Origin of the sequence: Mesorhizobium sp. CA14 (assembly GCF_020165195.1) — a bacterium.
Taxonomy (GTDB): Bacteria; Pseudomonadota; Alphaproteobacteria; order Rhizobiales; family Rhizobiaceae; genus Mesorhizobium.
Map to the genome: position 1 here is coordinate 16,466 of NZ_JAIUHR010000043.1, position 15,347 is coordinate 31,812.

The 15,347-nt window shown below is 64.1% G+C and carries 14 protein-coding genes; 9 read left to right on the forward strand and 5 right to left on the reverse strand.

The genetic code is table 11. The features are described 5' to 3' along the window. Positions 1–101: 101 nt before the first annotated feature. Together LB565_RS28515 and LB565_RS28520 are read right to left on the reverse strand one after the other, a co-directional pair. The gene (locus LB565_RS28515) at positions 102–1,223 is read right to left on the reverse strand and encodes an ABC transporter substrate-binding protein (RefSeq protein ID WP_224589414.1); all 1,122 of its coding nucleotides are present in this window, start codon (positions 1,221–1,223) and stop codon (positions 102–104) included. A gap of 365 nt (positions 1,224–1,588) precedes the next feature. Then, positions 1,589–1,855, reverse strand: coding sequence for a sel1 repeat family protein (locus LB565_RS28520; protein ID WP_224589415.1), 267 nt, complete (start codon positions 1,853–1,855; stop codon positions 1,589–1,591). A 431-nt stretch (positions 1,856–2,286) separates the two neighbouring features. On the opposite strand from LB565_RS28520, the gene LB565_RS28525 reads away from it, so the two are divergent. The 5 genes from LB565_RS28525 (at position 2,287) to LB565_RS28540 (ending at position 5,938) form a co-directional block, all read left to right on the forward strand. Continuing rightward, on the forward strand, positions 2,287–2,628 hold the full coding sequence (locus LB565_RS28525; protein ID WP_224589416.1) for a DUF2147 domain-containing protein: 342 nt from the start codon (positions 2,287–2,289) through the stop codon (positions 2,626–2,628). Between the two features lie 197 nt (positions 2,629–2,825). Next, entirely contained in the window at positions 2,826–2,960 is a 135-nt protein-coding gene (locus tag LB565_RS29930; RefSeq protein WP_263483977.1) for a hypothetical protein, read from the forward strand. A 60-nt stretch (positions 2,961–3,020) separates the two neighbouring features. Continuing rightward, a complete protein-coding gene (locus LB565_RS28530) occupies positions 3,021–3,215 on the forward strand; it encodes a hypothetical protein (RefSeq protein WP_224589417.1) in 195 nt (64 codons plus the stop codon). Positions 3,216–3,341: 126 nt separating this feature from the next. Continuing rightward, the gene (locus LB565_RS28535; protein WP_224589418.1) at positions 3,342–4,799 is read left to right on the forward strand and encodes an AMP nucleosidase; all 1,458 of its coding nucleotides are present in this window, start codon (positions 3,342–3,344) and stop codon (positions 4,797–4,799) included. Between the two features lie 128 nt (positions 4,800–4,927). After that, on the forward strand, positions 4,928–5,938 hold the full coding sequence (locus LB565_RS28540; RefSeq protein WP_224589419.1) for an endonuclease/exonuclease/phosphatase family protein: 1,011 nt from the start codon (positions 4,928–4,930) through the stop codon (positions 5,936–5,938). A 32-nt stretch (positions 5,939–5,970) separates the two neighbouring features. Here LB565_RS28540 and LB565_RS28545 read toward each other — a convergent pair whose 3' ends face one another. Further along, entirely contained in the window at positions 5,971–6,567 is a 597-nt protein-coding gene (locus LB565_RS28545; RefSeq protein WP_224589420.1) for a DUF922 domain-containing protein, read from the reverse strand. Between the two features lie 144 nt (positions 6,568–6,711). Then, positions 6,712–8,415, reverse strand: coding sequence for an electron transfer flavoprotein-ubiquinone oxidoreductase (locus tag LB565_RS28550; RefSeq protein ID WP_263488689.1), 1,704 nt, complete (start codon positions 8,413–8,415; stop codon positions 6,712–6,714). A 227-nt stretch (positions 8,416–8,642) separates the two neighbouring features. Here LB565_RS28550 and LB565_RS28555 point away from each other — a divergent pair, with 227 nt between their 5' ends. From LB565_RS28555 to LB565_RS28565, 3 genes are all read left to right on the forward strand, one after another. Then, positions 8,643–9,281 (forward strand): hypothetical protein, encoded by a 639-nt coding sequence (locus tag LB565_RS28555; protein WP_224589422.1) that lies wholly within the window; start codon positions 8,643–8,645, stop codon positions 9,279–9,281. A 67-nt stretch (positions 9,282–9,348) separates the two neighbouring features. Beyond that, entirely contained in the window at positions 9,349–10,272 is a 924-nt protein-coding gene (locus LB565_RS28560; protein WP_224589423.1) for a uracil-DNA glycosylase, read from the forward strand. A 199-nt stretch (positions 10,273–10,471) separates the two neighbouring features. Next, entirely contained in the window at positions 10,472–11,281 is an 810-nt protein-coding gene (locus LB565_RS28565; protein ID WP_224589424.1) for a helix-turn-helix domain-containing protein, read from the forward strand. A gap of 177 nt (positions 11,282–11,458) precedes the next feature. Here LB565_RS28565 and LB565_RS28570 read toward each other — a convergent pair whose 3' ends face one another. Next, the gene (locus tag LB565_RS28570; RefSeq protein ID WP_224589425.1) at positions 11,459–12,406 is read right to left on the reverse strand and encodes a DMT family transporter; all 948 of its coding nucleotides are present in this window, start codon (positions 12,404–12,406) and stop codon (positions 11,459–11,461) included. Positions 12,407–12,617: 211 nt separating this feature from the next. Between LB565_RS28570 and pepN the strand changes: the two genes are divergently transcribed. Then, on the forward strand, positions 12,618–15,263 hold the full coding sequence (gene pepN, locus LB565_RS28575) for an aminopeptidase N (RefSeq protein WP_224589426.1): 2,646 nt from the start codon (positions 12,618–12,620) through the stop codon (positions 15,261–15,263). The last annotated feature ends 84 nt before the right edge of the window (positions 15,264–15,347 follow it).

Genomic DNA, 15,347 nt, shown 5'->3' on the forward strand with positions numbered 1-15,347 from the left:
CCGGCTGGGGTGGCGGCACAGCGCCAGCTTCGCTTGACGAGCAAAGCCAAACGAAAATGGCCGGGGACGAGCCCGGCCATTTCCTCGATTGCAGAACCGACTTACGGCTTGATCGGCGCGTATTTGCCGTCGTGCCACTGGTTGATGTCGTAGCTGGCGTTCTTCAGGTCGCCCTTTTCATCAAAGATGACGTCGCCGACCACGGTGCTGATCGGCTTGCCGTCCTTGAGCGCCTCGGCGACCTTGGCAGGATCGTCGGTGCCGGCGCGCTTGACGCCTTCGGCAATGGCCTGGATCACAGCATAAGAGAACAGCGTGAAGCCTTCGGGCGTGAAGCCGCCGGCCTTGATCTTGGCGACCGCCTCCTTCGCTTCGGGCTTGGCCTGCGGGTCCGACGGAAACACGAACAGGGTGCCTTCACCGGCCGGGCCGGCGACCTGCCAGAATTCCGGCGAAGCGATTGAGTCCGGCATGATCAGCTGGAACTTGACATTCTGCTCGGCCGCCTGCCTCAGGATGAGGCCCGCCTCGGGGTGGTAGCCGCCGAAATAGACGACATCGGCCTTGAGCCCCTTCAGCTTGGTGACGAGGGCCGAATAATCCTTCTCGCCGGCATTGATGCCTTCATAATCGACCTCCTTGAGTCCGCCGGCATTCATCGTGGCCTTCACGGCGTCGGCAACGCCTTGGCCGTAGGCGCTCTTGTCGTGCAGGATAACGACGTTCTTGCCGGCATATTTCTTGGCGATCCACGGACCGATGAAGGCGCCCTGCGCGTCGTCACGCGTGTAAAGGCGCATGATGGTCGGCCAGCCGGCCTTGGCGGCGGCGTCGGTCAGCACCGGGTTGGACGAGGCGGGGCTCATCATCAGCGTGCCGGCTTCGGCATAGACCGCCGAAGCCGGAATGCTCGAGCCCGAGCAGGCATGGCCGTCAACGAACTTGACGCCGTTGGCAACGATGCGGTTGGCCACCGAAACCGCCTGCTTCGGATCGCACTGGTCGTCCTCGATGTCGAGCTTGATCTTCGAGCCGTTGACGCCGCCGGCGGCATTGATGGCGTCGGCCGCAGCCTGCGCACCCTGCTTGAACTGGTCACCGATGGTGGCGAGCTGACCGGTCATCGGGCCGACCACCGAAATGGTGATGTCGTCGGCGAAGGCAACCGGGGCGCTCATCATCAGGCCAAATACGGCCGCGCTCAAAATACCCAATTTTTTCATGATATAAGAACTCCTCCACTTGAGCGCGGCGGCATGACCGCGCTTCTTCCACAGAGCCCGGACAATTTCACCCTTCGCGGAAACTGTCGAGAGGACAATTCGGAAGGTTTTGGTTCATTTCGGCCGGGATTGCTTGGGCCACGCGCATGATTACCATGCGTAATGCAAAAAGCCGTGCCGGCCTTGTTTCGGTCGGTCACGGCTTTTGCAGTCGAGCTCCCCAGACGCCCCGCGCCTGAAACCCGCTCGCTTCCCTGTTTTGTCGCACGGCTTGAGGTTCGTTGACCTGCCGCGTTCTTGATCTTGTCATCCGGCCGTCTTATCGCGGCCTTGTCCTCCCGAATTTTCAGGCGCTGCGCGCAGGATCAGTGCATCGTCATCCATTCGCGGGCTTCGCGCAGCGCGGTGGCGATCTCGGCCTTCGACATGGTGACCGACAGTTCCGAACGCAGCTCGGCGGCGCGGACAGAACCCTTGATCGCGGCGATATTGAACCATTTGTGGGCGGCAACGACGTCGGTCTCGCAATCGCGGCCGGTCGCATACATCATGCCCAGTTCGAAAAGAATGTCGGCCTGGGCGGTTGCCCCCATGGCGCCGAAGCCGTCTTCAAGCATTTCAAAACGTGCCATTTCAATCCCCTGTCTGGCTCCCGAGAGCTGCCTCCTTTTCCCCCGGTGTCCCTCGGGGCGGGCCGCTCTTTCGATGCTTTCGAGGATGACGGCTGGCCTTGAATCCGTCGTTAAATGACTTGCTTAATTTGAGGAAAACAAAGCTAAAACAAGAGGTAAACGCGAAAAACTGTTAAGCATGGGAATCCAGCGTTTCCGCCATTTTGCATCAAATTCGATGAAAATTGCCGCAGGCGGAATCAAGACTTCGCTAACCACGGAAACCGAAGCGTTTTTCCGGCCGCGTTTATTTCCAGCCATCGGCGCGGCGAAAATCCTTGCAACCTTACCTGGCGGCACCGCTTTTGTTTTGGCGGGAGCTGGATTAGCTTCCGTTAGCGTAAGGGGCAGATGGGCGGATCGAAGTCACCGCAATCCATTGGGAGGACAAGATGTTTCGAAAGATGAGCCTGGCCCTGGCGGCCACCTTGATCATGGCGGGCGCCGCGTGGGCCGACCCGATCGAAGGCAGTTGGAAGACACAGTCCGGCGAGACGGCGACGATCGGCGGCGGCGGCTCTTTCTCCATCACGCTCAAGACCGGCAAATATGCGGGCAAGACGATCGGCTCGCTGAAGGCGACCGGCGAAAACAAATACGCCGGCAACATCACCGACCCGGCGAACGACAAGACCTACTCCGGCAAGGCGACCCTTACAGGCACAACGCTCAAGATGAGCGGCTGCGTGCTCGGCGGCCTGATCTGCAAGAGCCAGACCTGGCACAAGCTCTGATCGCAAACTCCAGATGATCCGAACGGGGCCCGAACGGCCCCGTTTTCTTTTGGCGCGGCAACGCGCCGTCGGACCGAGGGCGCGTCACCGGCGCCCGTTCAAACGCTCGTCAATCAAATTGAACCGCAGATGAATACCGGTCTCAGAACCGGTTCAGAGGCCGTCAGCCATTTTCTCCCGCATTGAAGGAGAGAGAAATGCTTGCCCGTCGCTTCACCATCGTCTGCCTCCTGATGAGCCTGTTCGGCATGCTCTTCGCCATTCTGGTGGCGGAAGCCGGTCATTCAGCCCGCTCGTGGGAACGGCCGGCGCCTGCGTTGTCGGCGTCGTGAACCAATTCAAGCGCTGAAGCGACCAAGCTGAAAATCAAGTTGAAACGTGGACACCACCAAATGAACCGCATCGCCGCCATCGCAACCAATGCCCTTCGGCTGCTGCCGCGGGCGACGATCATCCTTATCCTGCTGGCCGCCCCGGTGCTGGCGGTGCCGATGATGCGGGCCGACACGAGCCACACGATCGAAGCGCCGGCGCACAAGAACACCACCGTGGGCTTTGTGCTGCTGATCAGCCTGCAGCGCGGGTAACGCCATCGAAGAAAAACGACGCTTGCGGCCGCTTGACGCTCACCTCCCCCTCCCAACCGCTCTTCCAAATCTCTATATTGAGCCATGGAAAAGCGAATCTACCCCCAAGCCATCGAATCTGTCGTCATGCCGGAGCCTTTCGGCAAGCAGGACTTCCATGACGCCAGGAAGGCGGTCGCGGCGCTGCAGGCGCTCTACGACCGCAACACCAAATTCCTGCGCGACTCCTTCGCGGCGCTTGCCGCGGGCGGCGACGAGAGCAAGCGCTACCGGGCCTTCTATCCGCAGATCGGCGTCACCACGACGTCGTTCAGCCAGGTCGACTCGCGCCAGGCCTATGGCCATATGCCGACGCCCGGCCATTTCGCCACCACCATCACCCAACCGCAACTGTTCGAGAACTATCTCATCGAGCAATTGAGGCTGATCATGCGCAATCACGGCGTGACGGTGACTGTGTCGGAATCGACCACGCCGATCCCGCTGCATTTCGCCTTCCTGGAAGGCACCTATGTCGACGGCGCGGCCGCCGAGCGCATCAAGCGGCCGATCCGCGACCTGTTCGACGTGCCGGATCTCGACGGAACCGACGACCAGATCGCCAACGGCACCTTCGAGGTGGCGTTCGGCGAGCCAAGGCCCTTGGCGCCGTTCACCGCACAGCGCATCGACTATTCTCTGCACCGCATGACGCATTACACGGCGACCAGCCCGCAGCATTTCCAGAACTTCGTGCTGTTCACCAACTACCAGTTCTACATCGACGAATTCGTCGCGCGCGCCCGCGAATTGATGGCCGATGGCGACAGCGGCTATGTCGAGTTCGTCGAGCCCGGGAACGTCGTTACCAGGAACGGAGCGACGGTTTCTGAAGGCACGCTGCCGCAGCGCCTGCCGCAGATGCCGGCCTATCACCTGAAGAAGCCCGGCCATGGCGGCATCACCATGGTCAATATCGGCGTCGGCCCGTCCAACGCCAAGACGATCACCGACCATATCGCGGTGCTTCGGCCGCATGCCTGGGTGATGCTCGGCCATTGTGCAGGCCTGCGCAACACGCAAGCGCTGGGCGACTATGTGCTGGCACATGCCTATGTGCGCGAGGACCATGTGCTGGACGACGACCTGCCGGTCTGGGTGCCGATTCCGCCGCTGGCCGAGATCCAGGTGGCGCTGCAGGAGGCGGTCGCCGAAGTCACCGGCCTATCCGGCTACGATCTCAAGCGCATCATGCGCACCGGCACCGTCGCCACCATCGACAACCGCAACTGGGAGCTGCGCGACCAGCGTGGACCGGTGCAGCGCCTGTCTCAGTCGCGCGCCATTGCGCTCGACATGGAATCGGCCACCATCGCCGCCAACGGCTTCCGCTTCCGCGTGCCTTACGGGACGCTGCTATGCGTCTCCGACAAGCCGCTGCATGGCGAGTTGAAGCTGCCCGGCATGGCGACCGAGTTCTACAAGCGCCAGGTGGCGCAGCATCTTACCATCGGCATCAGGGCGATGGAGAAGCTCGCCGAGATGCCGATGGAGCGGCTGCATTCGCGCAAGCTCAGAAGTTTTTCGGAAACGGCGTTCCAGTAAGCGCGTGCCGGCCAGCCAACGGCGAGGCAATCCGTCGTCTTGCTTGGGCCGCAATTTGGCCGATAAGCGGTCCGGATGAAAAGCTGGGGCAGTCGGAGCAGATGACTAAGGGCGGTGCGCGCTTGAGCATGATGGCTCAGCTGATAGTCCTGGCGATGATGGCATGCTCGGCTGCGCTCTTGGCCGGATTCTTCGGCGCGCTGCATCCGGCCTTCGATTCCTTCTCGCATTTCCGCATGCATCTGAGCGTGCTGACGGCCTTGGTTGCGCTGTTGCTGCTTGCCGGCCCCTACCGGCTGCAGGCGGTCGCGGCGCTGGTCTTCGCCATTATCTGCTTCGCCACGACGACGAGCGCGCTGCCCAGATTGTCGACGCAGCAGGCGGTCGCAAAGCCGGCCGACCGCATCACCTACAGCCTGCTGCAGATGAACCTGCGCTTCAACAATCCGACGCCGAAGAAGGTGCTGTCGCTGATCGGCCGGACCAATCCGGACGTCATCACGCTCGACGAAGTATCCGGCATGTGGGCGAAGGAGCTCGGCTATATTGCCGGCGCCTACCCCTACCGCATCCTGTGCGACTATCCGAACGGCATATTCGGCGTCGCGCTGCTCTCGCGCCGTCCCTTCGCCGCCGGCACCGCGCCGCGTTGCGAGCCGCGCGGCGCGATGGCCATCGCCACGATCGATTTCAACGGCGTTCCGGTCGACGTCGCAGCGATCCATCTCAGCTGGCCATGGCCGAAGGAGCAGTACTGGCAGATCGGGGAACTGGCGGAACCGCTGGCCGGGCTCGGCGAGACCGCGATCATGGCCGGCGATTGCAATGCCGTGCCGTGGAGCGCGGCGGTGCGGCGGGTGGCGCGGCTCAGCGGCATGACGCTGATGCCGTCGGCCGGTCCGACCTGGATCCACCGGACGCTGCCCGACGTCCTGCGCCGCTATGCGGGCCTGCCGATCGACCAGGTGTTCAGCAAAGGCGGGGTGACGATCCTGTCGTCGGCCCGGCTGGAGGATACCGGCTCCGACCATCTGCCGGTGCTGGTCGAATTCACGCTGCCGACCGACAGCAACGCGCCCGAGGACGAGCACAAATCGGCGCTGGCGGCGAACGAGGCGCCGGACAAGCCGCGTAGCTGACGTCTGCTTGGTAGGCGAACGGGCTGGGGTTTTCAGTTCTTCCCCATCAATGCATTGACCAGTTTTTCGACATGGCCGCCGTCGCGGTGCTCGCGCGCGTCGAAGGCATTCTGCCTGGCCTCGTAGTCGGCATAGATTGTGTCGATGCGCCGCCGGGCGTCCCAGCGAAGACCGGTGCAAAACCAGTTATCCGGCCGCTCGAGCCCGGCAAGCGCCGTCTCGGTCGCCCGCATCATCTGCTTGGCGATGCGGCCGTGGGTGTGCTCATGTTGACGCACGCCGGCCATGAAACGGTCCCAGCGCCTGCCCAGGACCGGGCCTGACGGCGACGTGCGGCGCGGAAAGGTGTAGGTGAGGTCGATCGCGCCGGTGGCCTGACGCAACCGGCAGATGCCATTGTCCCGTTTCACGTCGAGGTCCCAATGCACGGTATAGCCGGTCTCGGCGATGGCGCGCGTGGCATGGCCGTGCCGCGGCCCGAGGCCATCCATCGCCTCGATCAGTTCAGCGCCGGTCCTGCCGGCGACATTGTAGGTGCGCACATGCACGGTCAGCTTGGTGCCGGCGGAGGCAGTCCCGCAAGAAAGCATGCCGGCAGCAGCTAAAATCGCCAGGCTGATGCGCCGCATGTCCGCCTCCTTGTTTGGAGGCGAAGCAGACCACACTCGGCGCCCGGCTTCAACGGTCTCTGCCGATAAGGCGCGGCTCACATGCCTCGTAAACCGACCTTCGCCGGCATTGTTGGAGCGGCCGAGCGGCCCTGCCGGAGCGGCTCACAGGCCCTGGTAGACCGGCCCCTCACCGCCTTGTGGCGGCACCCAGTTGATGTTCTGGTTCGGATCCTTGATGTCGCAAGTCTTGCAGTGGACGCAGTTCTGCGCGTTGATGACGAAGCGCACGTCCTTGGCCGACGGATCGGCGGCGGCGTTGCCGTCCTTGTCCACCCATTCATAAACGCCCGCCGGGCAGTAGCGGGTCGAGGGACCGGCAAAGACATCGTGCTCGGAACGCTGCTGCAGCGCCATGTCGCCGACGATCAGGTGCACCGGCTCGTTTTCCTCATGGTTGGTGTTCGACAGGAACACCGAGGAGAGCCGGTCGAAGGTCAAGACGCCATCCGGCTTCGGATAGGCGATCTTCTGATGCTGGGCGGCTGGCTCGAGCGTCGCATAATCGGCCTTGCCGTGCTTCAGCGTACCGAAAGGCGAGAAGCCGAACAGCGTGTTCAGCCACATGTCGAGACCGCCGATGCCGACGCCGACGATGGTGCCGAAGCGCGACCAGAGCGGCTTGACGTTGCGGACCTTCTTCAGATCCTTGCCGATGTCGCTGCCGCGCCAGGCTTCTTCGTAGGACGCAAGCTCGTCATTGGCGCGGCCGCCGGCGATCGCCCCGGCCACATGCTCGGCCGCCAGCATGCCGGAGAGCACCGCGTTGTGCGAGCCCTTGATGCGCGGCACGTTGACGAAGCCGGCCGCGCAACCCATCAGCACGCCGCCGGGGAAGGACAGTTTCGGCACCGACTGCCAGCCGCCCTCGGTGATGGCGCGCGCGCCGTAGCCGATGCGCTTGGCGCCCTCGAAGGTGCCGGCGATCGCCGGATGGGTCTTGAAGCGCTGGAACTCCTCGAAGGGCGACAGATAGGGGTTCTTGTAGTTCAGGTGGACGACGAAGCCGACCGCCACCTGGTTGTCCTCAAGATGGTAGAGGAAAGAGCCGCCGCCGGTCTTCATGTCGAGCGGCCAGCCGAAGGAATGCTGCACCAGACCCGGCTTGTGGTTCTCGGGCTTGACCTGCCAGAGCTCCTTGAGGCCGATGCCATATTTGCCGGGTTCGCGGCCTTCGGAAAGTTTGTATTTGGCGATGAGCTGCTTGGCCAACGAGCCGCGCGCGCCTTCGCCGATCAGCACATATTTGCCCATCAGCGCCATGCCCGGCGCGTAAGCCGGGCCATGCGTGCCGTCCTTCTCGACGCCCATGTCGCCGGTGATGACGCCGGTGACAGCGCCGGCCTCGTTGTAGACGAGGCTTGCCGCGGCGAAGCCCGGATAGATCTCGACGCCCAGCGCCTCGGCCTTGATCGCCAGCCAGCGGCACACATTGCCCAGGGAGACGATGTAATTGCCGTGGTTGTTCATCAGCGGCGGCATCAGGAAGTTGGGCAGGCGGAACGAGCCGGCCGGGCCAAGCACCAGGAAATGATCCGCCGTGACAGGCGTCTTGAACGGATGATCGCTCTCCTCGCGCCAGCCGGGCAGCAGCCGGTCGATGCCGATCGGATCGACGACAGCGCCGGAGAGGATATGAGCGCCGACCTCGCCGCCCTTCTCCAGGACGACCACGGAGAGGTCCGGGTTGAGCTGCTTCAGACGGATCGCGGCGGCAAGGCCGGCGGGACCGGCGCCGACGATCACCACGTCGAATTCCATGCTTTCGCGTTCGATATCGCTCATCGACCCCTCTATAGCTTGCCGCATTCTCGCATTGTGCTGGCTCATGCGCTGCATAGCGCATCAATTCGCGACGCGAAACCGGCGCTGACATGACAACGCCGATTTCGACAAAAAGTCGCGGTTTTCCCTACGAAAAGGCAGCAGCGGAGACCATGGCCAAGCATAGGCCAGCGCCACTTGGTTGACAGGCCAGGCGGCGACGGCATGTTTTTAATTGTTCGACGGCTTGGTTATCGGCAATACTTCGCGTCATGCGCAGTCCAGAGCCAGCCGGCTTTCCATCGAAGCGCTTACTCTTCACGCCAGGTGCGGCCTGGCGCGCGGTTCTTCCGCTTCTCTTTTTGACCCTGCCGGCGGAGGCCGATCCGGTGAAGGTCTGGGCGACCGGCGCCTATTCCTTCTCCGATGAGTTGGGCGGCTTCCGCATCACCAGCGCTTCCGGCATCGGCACCAAGGAAGACCCGCTGATCATCAAGGAGGAGCTCAACACGGCGACGCCGGTGACGCTGACCATCCGCGCGACCAAGCCGATCGAGCCCTTCGGCAAGGCCGGCCAGGTCGCCAACGGCGTGATGTATATGCGCATCGACGTGCTCAACAACAGCGCGCTGCCCTGGGTGGAGTTCCAGTTCGAGCTGCAGGAGATCCTCGACCAGCCGAGCGTGTTCGGCGACGGCCTGTCCTTCGACCAGCGCAACAAGACGCCCGACAACATCTGGTCGAGCAACTTCGCCGATTTCGACCGCCGGTTCGAACCCTATGACCAGCTGCTGTTCAAGAACGGCAAGGTCGACCCGCTGAAGACGGCGACCTTCGATTTCCTGGTCACCGACTACACGCCGCGCTGGACGTTTTATATCGTGCAGGACCCGCGCATACCAACTGGGTGAAGTACGCCGGTATTCAAGTCGGAGTTGACAACTTGCAAATCGACGCCGCGCGGACAATGGTGACGCCATGACTGCCGCCTCCCCCAACACAAAAGCCGAGATCGCCGAACTGCTCGCCTTCTATGCCAGCGCCGGCGTCGACGACGCACTTGAAGACGCGCCGATCAACCGGTTTGCGGAAGCGGCGGCGAAGTCGGCCGAACGCAGGCCTGCCGAGCGGACGCCAGCCGCGCCGCGCCGCGAAGCCACGCCCGAAAGCCGAACGGCACCCGAGCATGCCCCGGCACGAGCTGAGAACCCGCCAGCGCCCCTATCTGGCCTCGACGCCGCCAATATTCCGGATGCACCCGCCCGGGTGCCGGCGGCCGCGGCCGTTCCCGACGAGGCACAAGCGGCTGCGGCGCGGCAGCTTGCCGCCCGCGCCACAACACTCGACGAGCTGCGCCAGCACATGGCTGCCTTCGACGGCTGCAATCTCAAATTCACGGCCAAGAACCTGGTCTTCGCCGACGGCAATCCGAACGCCGACCTGATGCTGGTCGGCGAAGCGCCGGGCCGCGACGAGGATCTCGAGGGGTTGCCTTTCGTAGGTCGCTCCGGCCGGCTTCTCGACCGTATGCTCGCCGCGATCGGCCTCGACCGCAACTCGGCCTATATCGCCAACGTCATTCCGTGGCGGCCTCCGGGCAACCGCACGCCGACGCCGCACGAGACGGAAATCTGCCGGCCCTTCATCGAAAGGCAGATCGAGCTGGTCAATCCCAAGGTGCTGATCAATCTCGGCGGCCCATCGGCCAAGACGCTGCTCAACACGAGCGAGGGCATCCTGCGCCTGCGCGGCAACTGGCGGGTGCACACGACCGCATCGGGCATTGCCATTCCGGCGATGCCGACGCTGCACCCGGCCTATCTGCTCAGGACGCCGGCGCACAAGAAGCTGGCGTGGCGGGATTTTCTCGAGGTGAAGGCGAAGTTGAGGGGGCTGGCGTGAGCGCCCTTCCCTTCTCCCCTTGTGGGAGAAGGTGCCCGAAGGGCGGATGAGGGGTGGTCCAGGGAATGCCAGCGTCTCACTCCGCTGGAACACCCCTCATCCGTCGCCTTCGGCGACACCTTCTCCCACAAGGGGAGAAGGGGGAGCTATAACCTCAAAGGTAATTGAACTGCGCCCCTCGCCGCCCTACTCCTCTCCCATGACCACATCCGAACCTTCCGCCGGCAGCCTGATCCGCGAGTGGCGCACGCGGCGGCGTATGAGCCAGCTCGACCTCGCCATGGAGGCCGATATCTCGCAGCGGCATCTCTCCTTCGTCGAAAGCGGCCGAGCCCAGCCGTCGCGCGACATGGTTCTGCATCTGGCCGAGCAGCTGTCGATCCCGCTGCGACAGCGCAACCAGCTCCTACTCGCGGCGGGCTTCGCGCCGAGCTTCAGCGAGAAATCGCTTAGCGACGCAACGCTGGCGCCAGCGATGGCTGCCGTCGAGACAGTGCTGAAGGGTCACGAGCCCTTTCCGGCGCTGGCAGTCGACCGGCATTGGAACCTCGTTTCCGCAAATACCGCTATCGCCCCGTTCCTTGCCGATATTTCCGAGCCGTCCCTGCTTACGCCGCCGGTCAATGTGCTGAGGCTCAGCCTTCATCCGGGCGGCGTGGCGCCGCGCATCGTCAACCTGGCGGAATGGCGCGCGCATCTGCTGGAGCGGCTCAAGCACCAGAACGACGCCACCGGCGACCCGGTGCTGATCGAGCTGGAGCGCGAATTGCGCACCTATCCGTCCGGGCTGAAAAGCGGCCGCCCGGCGCCGGTCGAACCGAGCGGCATCGTCCATCCGCTCAAGCTCGCGCATGGCGATGCGGTGCTCTCCTTCATCAGCACGATCACCGTGTTCGGCACGCCGCTCGACGTCACCCTATCGGAGTTGGCGATCGAATCTTTTTTCCCGGCCGATGAGCAGACGCGAGCAGTGCTGGTGCGGTTGGCGAAAGAGCGGAGCTCTCAATAGCTCAAAATTAGAAAGGCCGAGGGACAGCACCCCCTCTGTCCTGCCGGACATCTCCCCCGCAAGGGGGGAGATTGGCAGCTCCCGCGCCTCGCACATCCTACACCGTTGGTGGTTGACGAAAGCGGCCGCGAGAGGGGGGGGTGACGGAACTCGGCGCATGAGATTCACGGAACGGACCTACCCCTGCGGCGGCGCGGCCGTCCTGGTGCGCGTGCGCTCCAGGCCGAGCTGCCGCTCGCGCCAGATGATGAAGATGCCGGCGGCGACCACGATCGCGCCGCCGACAAGCGTGTTGAGCGAGGTCACGTCGCCGAAGACGAAATAGCCGACGACGACGCCGAGGATCATCGAGGTGTATTCGAACGGCGCCACGACCGAAGCTTCGGCATGGCGGTAGGCCGCCGTCATCAGGATCTGGCCAAGCCCGCCGCAGAAGCCCGCGACGACGAGGAGAGCGGCCTGCATCGGCGTCAACGCCTGCCAGCCGAAGGGCAGCGTGAAGAGCGACAGCACACTCGCTGTGGACGAGAACCACAGTACGATGGTCGCCGTCTTCTCCGTCTGCACGAGATTGCGCACCAGAAGCATGGCGACCGCCGAGATCGCGGCGGCGATCAGCGCGGCCATGACGCCCAGCACCTCCTGGTCGTCGAGGCCCGCTCCGGAATTGAGCAGCGTCAGTTCCGGCCAGGAGATGACCAATACGCCGGCCAGACCGACCGCGACCGCGCTCCAGCGGTAGACGCGGATCGTCTCGCCGAGGAAGACCGAGGAGAACACCACGACCAGCAGCGGCTGGGCGTAATTCAGCGTGATCGCTTCCGGCAGCGGCAGCCTGGTCAGCGCGAAGAAGCCAAGCCCCATGGCGCCGACGCCGACGACGCCGCGCGCGATATGGTTAAACGGCCGCCTGGTCGTGAACGCGGTGGCGAGTTCGCCCTTGAAGGCCAGGAAGGCGATGATCGGGAAGATGGCGAAGAAGGAGCGGAAGAAGACGATCTGTCCGGCCGGCACGTCGCCGGCCGTCTTGATGCAGGTCTGCATGCCGACGAAAACCGCCACCGAGACGATCTTCAGCGTGATGCCGCGCAGCGTGTTGTGGCCGACGGCATGATCGACGCTCATCTTGCCTCGTAGGGATGGTCGGGAAACGAAGCCGCGAAATAGGCCAAGAGCAATTCCAGGAAAAGTGTGTAACGGTTTTCCGTCCGGAATTGCGAAACACAACCTATGCCGCAGTTTTGTCGAATGGCCGTTTTCGTGTAAAGAGCGCGCACCCTCAAAATTCTTGGACCAGCCAGGCCGGCTGGCCGCCTCGACAGGAAAAGCCCAAGGAATGCGCACCGATACCGGCCATGTCTTCAAGCTCGAAGACTATCGCCCCTGCGACTATCTCATCCCGAGGACCGGCCTCGACTTCCGCCTGTCGCCGGACGCGACCCATGTGACCGCGCTGCTCACCATCGAGCGGCGCGAGGGCATTGCCGCCTCGGCGCCGCTGGTGCTCGACGGCGACGGGCTGACGCTGCTCGGCGTCGCCATCGATGGTCACGCGCTCGCGGCCGGCGACTATGAGGCGACGCCGGACCGGCTGACGATCCTGAAGCCGCCGGCAGCGCAGCGTTTCGAGCTGCGCCTGGAGACGGAGATCGCGCCTTCGCGCAACGAGGCGCTGATGGGCCTCTATCGCTCCAGCAACGTTTACTGCACGCAATGCGAAGCCGAGGGTTTTCGCCGCATCACCTATTTCCTCGACCGTCCCGACATCCTGTCGGTCTACACCGTGCGCATCGAGGCCCCGCACAACGAGGCGCCGCTCTTGCTTTCCAACGGCAATCCCGTCGAACGCGGCGCGCTCGCCGACGGCCGGCACTACGCGGTCTGGCACGACCCCTTCCCCAAACCCTCCTATCTTTTCGCGCTGGTGGCGGGCGCGCTCGGCAAGGTGGCGGGCAGCTTCACCACAATGTCCGGCCGGGAGGTCGAGCTCGGCATCTATGTCGAACCCGGCAAGGAGCGGCTTGCCGGATATGCGATGGACGCGCTGAAACGCTCCATGAAATGGGACGAGGAAGCCTTCGGCCGCGAATACGATCTCGACGTCTTTAACATCGTCGCCGTGTCCGATTTCAACATGGGCGCGATGGAGAACAAGGGCCTCAACGTCTTCAATGACAAATATGTACTGGCCGACGAGGAGACCGCGACGGATGCCGACTTCGCCAATATCGAGGCGATCATCGCGCATGAATATTTCCACAACTGGACTGGCAACAGAATCACTTGCCGCGACTGGTTCCAGCTCTGCCTGAAGGAAGGGCTGACGGTTTACCGCGACCACGAATTCTCCGCCGACCAGCGTTCGCGGGCGGTGAGGCGCATCGCCGAGGTGCGCACGCTGCGCGCGCACCAGTTCCCGGAAGACCAGGGGCCGCTGGCGCATCCGGTCAGGCCGCGCCGCTACCGCGAGATCAACAATTTCTACACGGCGACCGTCTACGAGAAGGGCTCGGAAGTGGTGCGCATGATCTGCACCATCCTCGGCGCGGAGACCTTCCGTGCCGGCATGGACCTCTATTTCGAGCGGCATGACGGCCAGGCCGCGACCATCGAGGATTTCCTCACGGTGTTCGAGGACGTCTCGGGCCGTGACCTCGCGCAATTCGCGCTTTGGTATCACCAGGCCGGCACGCCGAACCTGACTGTGAGCTCCACGCACAATGCTGCGGCCAAGGAGTTCACCCTGGAGATCGAACAGTCAGTGCCGCCAACGCCGTCGGAAAGCCGCAAGCGGCTGATGCATATTCCTTTAGCCTTCGGCCTGGTCGGCGCCAACGGCAAGCCTGTCACCTGGACGGCCGTGGAGGGCGCAACTGTGGACGACGGCGTCATCCATATCCGCAAGCGCCGGCACACGGTGCGGTTTTCGGGTGTCTCGGAACGGCCTTCGGTGTCGCTCAACCGCGGCTTCTCGGCGCCGGTCACGCTTTCGGTGCAGCAGAAGGCTGACGACCAGTTCTTCCTCGCGGCGCATGACAGCGATGCCTTCTCGCGCTGGCAGGCGTTCAACACGCTTTTGACCGACGCGCTGATCGCCGCCTTCCGCCAGATCCTCGGCGGCAAGCAGCCGGCCTTCGCGGCAAAGCTGGCCGCGCTGGCCGGCAGGATTGCCGGCGACGAGACGCTTGAGCCGGCCTACCGGGCCTTGGCGCTGGCGCTGCCCGCTGAAGCCGACATTGCCCGCGACATCGGCAAGGGCATCGACCCCGACGCCATCTTTGCCGCGCGCGAAGCGCTGGCGCGGACGATCGGCGAGGTTAATCGCGAGGCATTCGCGGCGCTCTATGACAGGCTTGCCGACAAGGGCCCGTTCAGCCCCGATGCTGCGAGCGCGGGACGGCGCGCGCTGCGCAACACTTTGCTCGACTACCTCTCGCTGCAGCCGGGTGGCGCGGGCCTCGCCGCGCGGCACTTCACCGCCGCCACCAACATGACCGATCGCGCCGCGGCGCTGGCCGTGCTGGCGCATCGCCACCCACGCACGGCTGAGGCCGAAGAGGCGCTGGCCGCCTTCGAGGCCCGCTATCGCGGCGACGCGCTGGTGCTGGACAAATGGTTCCAGATCCAGGCCGGCGTGCCTGGCGCGAAGGCGGTCGAGAAGGTGCGCGAGCTGATGCGGCATCCGGCTTTCTCGATCGCCAACCCCAACCGGGTACGTTCGCTGATCGGCACCTTCTCCAGCGCCAATCAGACCGGTTTCCACCGCGCCGACGGCGAAGGCTACCGCCTCTTCGCCGAGACTGTGCTGGAGGTGGAGAAGCGCAACCCGCAAGTGGCGGCGCGGCTGGCGACGGCGCTCAGGTCCTGGCGCTCGCTGGAGCCTAGACGGCAGGCCAAGGCGAGGCAGACGTTGCTCGACATGGCGAAGGTTGAGAACCTGTCGGCTGATCTGCGGGATATTGTGGAGCGAACGCTGGCTTAGCGCCCTCTCCTTCTCCCCTTGCGGGCCTGTTGCGCAGTTAGCGAGGACAGGCTCGCGGAGCGATTTGGTCGCGAGGTCTCGCTC

Bases quoted from the DNA above. Each gene is read 5' to 3' on its own strand.
- LB565_RS28545 (WP_224589420.1), bottom strand. From the start codon at position 6,567: ATGCGGCGCATCAGCCTGGCGATTTTAGCTGCTGCCGGCATGCTTTCT.
- LB565_RS28535 (WP_224589418.1), top strand. From the start codon at position 3,342: ATGCCGGAGCCTTTCGGCAAGCAGGACTTCCATGACGCCAGGAAGGCG.
- LB565_RS28550 (WP_263488689.1), bottom strand. From the start codon at position 8,415: ATGCGGCAAGCTATAGAGGGGTCGATGAGCGATATCGAACGCGAAAGC.
- LB565_RS28525 (WP_224589416.1), top strand. From the start codon at position 2,287: ATGTTTCGAAAGATGAGCCTGGCCCTGGCGGCCACCTTGATCATGGCG.
- LB565_RS28560 (WP_224589423.1), top strand. From the start codon at position 9,349: ATGACTGCCGCCTCCCCCAACACAAAAGCCGAGATCGCCGAACTGCTC.
- LB565_RS28570 (WP_224589425.1), bottom strand. From the start codon at position 12,406: ATGAGCGTCGATCATGCCGTCGGCCACAACACGCTGCGCGGCATCACG.
- pepN (WP_224589426.1), top strand. From the start codon at position 12,618: ATGCGCACCGATACCGGCCATGTCTTCAAGCTCGAAGACTATCGCCCC.
- LB565_RS28540 (WP_224589419.1), top strand. From the start codon at position 4,928: ATGATGGCTCAGCTGATAGTCCTGGCGATGATGGCATGCTCGGCTGCG.
- LB565_RS28530 (WP_224589417.1), top strand. From the start codon at position 3,021: ATGAACCGCATCGCCGCCATCGCAACCAATGCCCTTCGGCTGCTGCCG.
- LB565_RS28555 (WP_224589422.1), top strand. From the start codon at position 8,643: ATGCGCAGTCCAGAGCCAGCCGGCTTTCCATCGAAGCGCTTACTCTTC.
- LB565_RS28565 (WP_224589424.1), top strand. From the start codon at position 10,472: ATGACCACATCCGAACCTTCCGCCGGCAGCCTGATCCGCGAGTGGCGC.
- LB565_RS28515 (WP_224589414.1), bottom strand. From the start codon at position 1,223: ATGAAAAAATTGGGTATTTTGAGCGCGGCCGTATTTGGCCTGATGATG.
- LB565_RS28520 (WP_224589415.1), bottom strand. From the start codon at position 1,855: ATGGCACGTTTTGAAATGCTTGAAGACGGCTTCGGCGCCATGGGGGCA.
- LB565_RS29930 (WP_263483977.1), top strand. From the start codon at position 2,826: ATGCTTGCCCGTCGCTTCACCATCGTCTGCCTCCTGATGAGCCTGTTC.